This is a genomic window from Pseudomonas sp. PS01299 (assembly GCF_029960145.1).
In the GTDB taxonomy this organism is placed as follows: domain Bacteria; phylum Pseudomonadota; class Gammaproteobacteria; order Pseudomonadales; family Pseudomonadaceae; genus Aquipseudomonas; species Aquipseudomonas putida_A.
Genome location: NZ_JASCPO010000495.1, coordinates 1 through 1,017, shown reverse-complemented (window position 1 = coordinate 1,017; position 1,017 = coordinate 1). Strand labels below are relative to the sequence as shown.

The 1,017-nt window shown below is 62.2% G+C and carries 1 protein-coding gene; it reads left to right on the top strand.

All coding sequences use genetic code 11. The features are described from left to right. Positions 1–270: 270 nt before the first annotated feature. Positions 271–900 carry a glutathione S-transferase gene (locus tag QMX91_RS31220; RefSeq protein ID WP_098965955.1) on the top strand — a complete coding sequence of 210 codons (630 nt, stop codon included), beginning with the start codon at positions 271–273 and terminating at the stop codon, positions 898–900. Positions 901–1,017 lie beyond the last annotated feature (117 nt).

Here is a 1,017-nt window from a genome sequence, read left to right as displayed (position 1 = left end):
GGGCAAGAGCGCGAAAGTCGCGCTCATCGCCTGTATGCGAATACTGCTGATCAGACTGAATGCCATGCTGCGAGACGGCACAGAGTGGCGGTGACGAACGGTGGCAGTAAGACAGTTGCTCCCACAGGGGATTTTTGAACGAAACAGATCCAGTGTGGGAGCGGGCTTGCTCGCGAAGGCGGCCTGATGAACACCAGCAAATCCCTCGCCAGCCGTTCTGTATCTGACTAGGCTAATCTCCTGCTCTTCGATGACCACCGAGGTTTGCCAATGTCCGCCCCCAGCATGACCCTGTTTCACAACACGCTCTCCCCGTTCGTGCGCAAAGTGATGGTGCTGTTGCACGAGACCGACCAGCAGGATCGCGTCGCCCTGCAAGACTGCGTCCTCACTCCGGTCAGCCCGGACACCGCGCTCAACGCCGACAACCCGCTGGGCAAGATCCCGGCGCTGCGTCTGGCCGACGGCAGCGTGATCCATGACAGCCGCGTGATCCTCGAATACCTCGACCAGCAACACGTCGGCAATCCGCTGATCCCTCGCGAAGGAGCGGCCCGTTGGCGGCGTCTGACCCTGGCCTCGCTGGCCGACGGGATCATGGACGCCTCGGTGATGGTGCGTTACGAACTGGTGCTGCGCGCCCCGGAAAAGCACTGGGACGAATGGCTCGACGCCCAGCGCGAGAAGATTCGTCGCGCCCTGGCCTATCTGGAAAGTGACGCCATCGCCGAGCTGACCAGCCATTTCGACGTGGCGGCGATCAGCGTCGCTTGTGCACTGGGTTACATCGATCTGCGTCATCCGGATCTGGACTGGCGCAGCGCCAATCCGCAACTGGCCAACTGGTATTTCGACGTGAGCCAGCGACCGTCCATGGTTGCCACGATGCCCAAGCCTTAAGGCTGCGGCGCCTGTTCCGCCCTCTTCGCGAGCAAGCCCGCTCCCACATTGGAATGCGTACTCCTGTGGGAGCGGGCTTGCTCGCGAAGGCACCCCGTCGTTTCCACAGGCAGACAC